The sequence below is a fragment of the Nitrosomonas sp. genome (assembly GCF_040240425.1).
Taxonomy (GTDB): domain Bacteria; phylum Pseudomonadota; class Gammaproteobacteria; order Burkholderiales; family Nitrosomonadaceae; genus Nitrosomonas.
In genome coordinates, this window is the sequence record NZ_QPHG01000002.1 from 138,645 (window position 1) to 145,582 (window position 6,938).

The 6,938-nt window shown below is 49.9% G+C and carries 6 protein-coding genes; 2 read left to right on the forward strand and 4 right to left on the reverse strand.

Annotation, left to right across the window (positions count from 1 at the left end):
- Window positions 1-107 precede the first annotated feature (107 nt).
- On the reverse strand, window positions 108-1,742 hold the full coding sequence (locus DU481_RS01365; protein WP_350131594.1) for a DUF5666 domain-containing protein: 1,635 nt from the start codon (window positions 1,740-1,742) through the stop codon (window positions 108-110).
- A 23-nt stretch (window positions 1,743-1,765) separates the two neighbouring features.
- Window positions 1,766-2,638 carry a DUF6502 family protein gene (locus DU481_RS01370; protein WP_350131595.1) on the reverse strand — a complete coding sequence of 291 codons (873 nt, stop codon included), beginning with the start codon at window positions 2,636-2,638 and terminating at the stop codon, window positions 1,766-1,768.
- Between the two features lie 209 nt (window positions 2,639-2,847).
- Between DU481_RS01370 and DU481_RS01375 the strand changes: the two genes are divergently transcribed.
- The gene (locus tag DU481_RS01375) at window positions 2,848-4,680 is read left to right on the forward strand and encodes a copper oxidase (RefSeq protein WP_350131597.1); all 1,833 of its coding nucleotides are present in this window, start codon (window positions 2,848-2,850) and stop codon (window positions 4,678-4,680) included.
- A gap of 90 nt (window positions 4,681-4,770) precedes the next feature.
- On the forward strand, window positions 4,771-5,706 hold the full coding sequence (locus DU481_RS01380) for a hypothetical protein (RefSeq protein WP_350131600.1): 936 nt from the start codon (window positions 4,771-4,773) through the stop codon (window positions 5,704-5,706).
- Between the two features lie 127 nt (window positions 5,707-5,833).
- Here the strand turns inward: DU481_RS01380 and DU481_RS01385 are convergent, their stop codons facing one another.
- Both DU481_RS01385 and DU481_RS01390 read right to left on the reverse strand, forming a co-directional pair.
- A complete protein-coding gene (locus tag DU481_RS01385) occupies window positions 5,834-6,484 on the reverse strand; it encodes a hypothetical protein (protein ID WP_350131603.1) in 651 nt (216 codons plus the stop codon).
- 48 nt (window positions 6,485-6,532) lie between these two features.
- Window positions 6,533-6,938: integrase core domain-containing protein (locus tag DU481_RS01390; protein ID WP_350131604.1), on the reverse strand; the 406-nt coding region annotated here is incomplete at its 5' end.

Here is a 6,938-nt window from a genome sequence, read left to right on the forward strand (position 1 = left end):
ACATTTATATGTCCTATTATCTTACATAGGATAAAACTAACAGATTGAAAAGTAAATAAGTATTTTACTGGTTTCAGTCTGGGAAACCATTGATCGCGCGTGTTTGCTTAGCGATCCAAATCCCTGTCGCGATGACTGAAGTCCCTGTCTTGATGACCACTATGATCGCGAATTTGGTCTCTATCCAGGACATGATCTCTATCCGGGGTATCAATGTCGCGAAGGTTGTCTTTGTGGTCGCTTGGTCTATCGGAGCGATCCGGCATCTCCGTGGGCTTCTCGGGTTTATCCACGGAGCCGTGACCGGAAAGATTCTGCTCGCGGTTATCTTGCGGCTTTTCACCATGATCGCTTCCGGAAGAGCCGGAATGGTCTGTTTTCTCCTCACGGCTGGCCGGGATGGCTGCGTCTTTGGCATGAGAGTCGCCTCCGGATGCGTGACTCTTACCTGAATGGTCACCAGTATTCTTTTTTAATTCACCTTTATGATCTGAACCAGAGCCGCTACCCCGGTTCTGCTCGCTTTTGTTGCTTTGAATCGATTTGGCCTCGTGCTCGTTACCGGAGTTATTTTTTTTGCCGTGATCGCTGGTGTCGATTCCATCGTTGCCGATTCTTTCCAGAATTTGCAGTTGCACCGGCACTTCTTGCTTGAGTTCGATCCGTTCAGGGTTGATTCGCTGATCTGCGCCGGGCCGTCCGCTGATCTGAATGCGCTGATCGAGTCTGAGGTCGCTCCTTGGGTTGCCGGCAACCGGACTGCCCGGATCCAGCGTGACAATACGGTTACTCAGGTTTAATTCCTTGCCCTCCAGCGCATGGATATACCCTTCGATCACGACATGATCGACATTGCCGATACTCTGCCGGGTCGGTTCCGCTTGAACCTGATGCGCCTTCATTTGCAGGCCATCCCAACGGCCGGCGATCGACACTTCCATGCCTTTTGCGAGACCTTGCGGCATTAATTTGGCGTCGTGATGGATACGGATGCCATTGACTTCAATGCCTTGTTCGTCAATTTGTGTGATATGGCCGTTTAATCTGGCTTCGGCACGCGGTGCAATGGTCTCGACGCGCGAGGCGGCAATGGTGCCGCTGGAAAGACGGTGACCGCTGACTTGAACCCAATCGCCGGTTTTCAGATTGGAGAGGCTGCTGTGTTCTCCGCCTTGTCCGATCCGAACAGTTTGATCCAATACTTGCATTTCTCCTTTCGCGGCATCGAAGTGACTGACCGGCCCGATTGCGGCATGGATCACTGCAATGTTGCGCGCAGTGAGTTTATCGCCTGTGCCCAGTGCCCGGGCGGCAACGACTTGGCCCACGGCCAGTTCGCGTGCGGTGGTTGGCTGGCCATCCATAGAAATGGTTGTGCCGGGGCTGTACTGAATTTCAATGCCGTTGACACAAATACTGGCGAATCCGGTGATAACGCCCACAATTCCTGTGCCGCCGATACCGCCATCGTCTGCGATGTTTCCGGTTCCACCGATTCCACCTTGGGGATTGCCGGTACCACCCATTCCACCATCGTGCAAGCCAGTCCCGCCGATACCGGATTGAGCCGCGCCGGTACCGCCGATTCCGGAGTGGGCAAGAATAGCAGGATTAACGAGAGAGGCGTTGCTATCGCAGTTATTTTGCGCGAATGCGCTGACCGCGCATGAGAATGTCAAAGCGATGATGCCGAATTGATGCAGGCTGGTTTGGCATATTGCCGCTAATGAAATTTTTTTCATTCGGATAGATTCAAGTTCTTGTGCTAGGAGTGCGAATTGCTTGTTGGCCCGGGGGCTTTTTCCGGTTCGACCGGTTCGCTGTAATAATAAATGCCAAATGTCATGCGGTAATCCGGTTCGCATTTTTGCGCATCGCTTTTTTCCAGTTCCAAGGCGGTCTTGTTGATCGCAAGTAAGGATTCCATGCCTAGTTGCGCGGATTTCTCAGCGAGTATTTTGACGGAGTCGGCGCTCAATCCATCGTAGTAAACACTGCGCTCCAGGAAAGGCTGATTGTGACCGAGTAAGTTGCTGGTTGCCGCCGCCGCGTGATCGTGCAAGTTATGGCCAAAATAAAAAACTTTCTCGTCAAAGCCATGAGCGGGAATGAACGCCGCCGTATTGAGACAGACGCGGTTTTCTTCGTCGAAGTGAGCAACGCCAAGCCTTAACCACTCATCCAGCACGACCCGTGAACGGATATCGCAGCTCACACTGGCGACCAATCCCTCGAAAGAAATATCACCACCTTCCCGGGCGAATCGTGGCAGCCGTTTGGGTTGATTGTTTTCGTCCAGATAACGAGGATCGCTGCTCCAGAGACTGACCAGCCGGGCTCCGAGTGAAACTGCTTGTGGCGTGGTTTCGGCGTCGGCATAACTGCCATGGCGCAATCGCTTGATGTCTTTGCGGTGAATACCGGTCAGCAAACTGAGATGACTATCCGTCGAAGGTTTATCACCGATTTTGAAGTCGTTTGCCGCCACTTCGACATATAAATCTTTCAGCATTTCCGTCAGGAAGGGATAGGTGATTCCTTTGGACAGCATCAGTTTGATGAGTGGACGTAATACCCGGCGCACTGCTGTAATCAGTGCCGGTGAAAGATTTGAATTGGTTGAATGAACGCCATGCATAACAATTGTCCGCGAGGAAGTAAAACGCCATTAACTAATGATTGCAAATCATTTTAGCATTTTGTGGGAAAATATCACGCAAATTGTTGACATGGAAATTCTTCCCACGTATAGTATTTTCTGTGCGGGAAAATATCACACGTAAATGGCTTTCATCACTGATGCATCGAAAGCTGCCGTTTTAGTTAATGTTGAATAAGAGATTCGCTATGTTTGAAATATCAATAATAAGAAATAGTGAAAGGGTTATTGCTTACGGTGCGATGGTCTTGGCTTTATCGGCAAATAGCGTTGCGGCTGATAACCAAGTCAACTTTGCACTGACCGATATCCCGGGCCGCTGGTTTGATACCGGATCGGCAGTCGCGGGGAGCCGCTCGATTGCCATTGCCTCACCGGGTACGAGAGTCAATTTTTCGGGAAACTCTAATACCGTGCATACCAGAACCAGTTTGATTTACCCCACTGGCGCAGCAGGCATGCCATTTAATACCGATCCCAAGAAAGGCGGCGACAGTCTGACACTGACGACGCCGGGATTGTATGTCTTTACTTGCAGTATTCACCCGTACATGTTCGGCGCGGTGATTGTGGACGATCCGGCAACTACCGGACTGGATCTGGGTTCTTCACTCAGCCTGATCAACGGTATTACCGTTCCAAGCAGCAGCGATCTCGCTACACGGTTGTTACGGACATTCTTCATTGCGACTAATCCGGCCAATTGGCAGAACTACGCCAGTAATGCAAAGTGGCATATCACTTACCCTAACGTGGATGTGCGCGTGGATGTCGGTGTCGTCAATTTGCCCGCCGTATTGAATGCACGCTATGGCAATGACATCAATCTGTCCGCGTTGCAAAATCCCGCAATCCCGGCGATTGGGGAAATCTGGGCGGCGACGCAATTTGAGATGACTTCGGGAAAATCCAAACCGGGAACCGTGTCCGCAATCGATGGTACTAACTGGCAAGTAACGCGCAAGGTGGCGCTGCCTTCGATCAAAATGAACAATCCGCACAATATGTGGACTGATAGGGATCAGAATGTGATCTATGTAACGCAATGGTTTGACAAAAAACTGACGGTTTATGACCGCAAAACCGGCGCGCTGATCCGTAACGTATCTGTTGGTGAAGCGCCAGCGCATGTAATGACGCTGACCGATACGGATAGGTTGCATATTACCAACAATGGCGATACCCGCACGGATTCCGTGATGGAATTGAGTCCGCTGGCTGCTCAAGTGCTGCGCCGGGTGGATATTGGGCGGGGAAATGCGCACGCGCACTGGATGAGTCATGACGGCAAAACCATGGTGACGCCGAATGTGCTATCCGGCGATACCACGCAATATAATTTCAAAACAAATTCCATCGATGCCATTTTGCCCGTGAGCGGCCATTTCAGCCATCCGCTGGCCACCGGCATGATGCCGGATGCCAGCAAGTATTACGTCGCTAATTTGCTGGATAGCACCATCACGGTGGTCGACATGAGATTACATGCTGTTATCAAGCATATTAATCTGATTGAGCATTACGATCCGCTATCCGGTGGCATCTCGGGCCCTGTAGGCGCGTTACCGATCCAAACGCCGGTATCGCCGGATGGAAAAAATATGGTTACGGCGAATACGCTGACCGGTACGATTACCATCGTCGATACGCGCCCCAATTTGGCCACAACCGATGAAGTGGTGGCTATGCTGCCGTGCGACCCCGGTTGTCATGGTGTGCAATACGGTGCCAAGAAAGGCGGCGGTTATTACGCGTACGTCACCAGTAAATTTTCGAACAGAATGTTGATCGTCGATCCTGATCCTAATGGTGATGGCGATCCGTCCGATGCCAAAATCGCCGGTAAAGTCGGACTGTTCGCCGCAAATTCTACCGTGAAGGATGACACGATTAAGGCTAATCCTGGCATGGGAGGGCAAGGTATTCTGCCGATCCCGCTGGTTTATAACGGCTGGGTTCAGAATTTGCCAGCAGCGTGGCGCAATCAATTGACTGCTGCACAACAAAATCCAATTAAGTAACTGAATAATGGATAGAAAGGTATTTTCAGAAATATGTTGTTAATTTAAATGTTGTACTGTGTTTGTTACTTTTATCAATAAGGAGAAAAAATGAGTTCAAGACATGACGGACGTGATGATGATTCATCCGGGCACGAGCACGAAGCCTTCAAATTTACAATTTCGGCTGGCAAAGTAACGGCTGCATTTGAGCTGGATGATGGCGTATGGGAATCGGAATCGATCGACGATGACGGCAGTGAAACCTACGTAGTGGAAGGAACCGAGGTCGTTCGTACCGAGGTTAAACCTTTCGGTACGGAAATAACCCGCTATGCCGACGTCGATGGCGATGGCACTTACTTACGTGTTTCGGAGCAATGGGCAGTTTCACCGGGTGCCAACGGTACGGTTCCAAACAGACGTGATGATGATTCATCCGGACACGAGCGCAAAGCTTTTAAGTTCACGATTGTGGATAGTAAGGTAACGGCTGCATTTGAGCTGGATGATGGCGTGTGGGAATCGGAATCGATCGACGATGACGGCAGTGAAACCTACGTAGTGGAAGGAACCGAGGTCGTTCGTACCGAGGTCAAACCTTTCGGTACGGAAATAACCCGCTATGCCGACGTCGATGGCGATGGCACTTACTTACGTGTTTCGGAGCAATGGATAGTTTCACCGGGTGCCAACGGCACGGTTCCAAAGTTTTCCGGGATACTGAGATTCTCACCCACCGACAGCGATGATGCGATTGCAGTGCGTGCCGGTGAAGATTGCTCTGGCGGACGTGGTTCCGATGATTTTGTAATCCGCGATGCATCGCATTTGCGCATCGATGATTTCAGCTCGCTGGAGCATGATACGCTGGTTTTTGATACCGGGCTTGGCTTGACGTCGAGGGAACACTTGGCCAGCTTTGTTACCGATATTCATCAGGAAGGCACCAATTTCATTGTGAACTTCGGTTCCGATGTATCAATCACGCTAGTCGGCGTGCAACCGGATCATATCAGCTGGGATGATGTCAGCGTACTGAGCTAGCATCCGCACATCGAGGGGTTTTTTAACCCCTTCCCGTTTATCAATTTCAGCTTCTCGTGGAACTTCCCAGAATAGGCCGTATCGCGCCCGTTTTGGGAAGCAGGGGAGTTATTTTCTAAAAAATTGGCTATCCCGGCATTTTTTGGAATTCACCGATATCAGCCATCGCGTCACACATCCGTGCATTTAGTGCAGATTCATATCCTTCGATCAGAACATTTGGTTCTTCCCGCCTAACCGAGTTTTCTAGCAGGAACACGCCTCTTGCAATCCTCTCGACCATCTTTCTGCGTATTGGCGCATCAAACAGGTCATCCACTTGTTCCGGTTTGGTAATTATGTTTGAAACTTCAAAACCAAAACTCCCACTAAACGTGTGGCAGAACTCGAAGCCAGAAAGTAGATCAGGAGCGTTCGGTAATGGTTGTTCATAGTGAAGTTTTGCATCAATTTCTGAGCATGCGGAGTAAAGCAACAAATTGCGCATCGCTTTCACATGCTTTGATGCATCTCCAATCGGGATAGACGTGTCGTCGTTTGAGACTCTTAGCCGAATCAGAAGGGAGTCGGTATTTGAGCCAACGATGTCGGCGCATACATCTGCGATGGGGCGCTCTTCAACTTGACCAATTGAGAATACCGCTTGGTCTATTCGGGCACGTGTATCAGTAAAATGATCGTCAACAGGAAGAACCAAATCAAGTGGGTTTGGTGAATCGACTTGAAGTCGGAAAATCTGCCATTTGTTGTTTCTGGTCGTTATTCTGCGCCAGCCCAATCGCTCTAGATACGAGCGAATGTCATAGAGACTGATTTGTAAGAAACCTCAGGGTTGTTTACAGAGAGGTTGATTGAAATAAGCGTCGAGTATTTCATAAGGGGTGGCATTATTCAAACTCTTATGAGGCTTAACGGTATTGTAGAAGTTAATGAAACGGAGAAGCTGAATGTGCCGATCGGCGCAGTCTTTGAAGTGAATCTTGCTGTGCCACATGTCCATCAGGGTGCGGATAACCCGCTCAGCTTTACCATTGGTTTGCGGACGATTGATACGAGTAAACTTCTGACCGATACCGTGCTGCCTACAAGCCTTGATGAAAGCATGGCCGTCAGTTCCTTTAAATTCTTTGCCGTTGTCAGAATAAGCATAGTCGATCTGGTAAGGACATTGAGCAACAGTGCTTGTGAGAAAGCAAGCCGCACTATGCTGGGTTTTATCGGGAAGAATATCG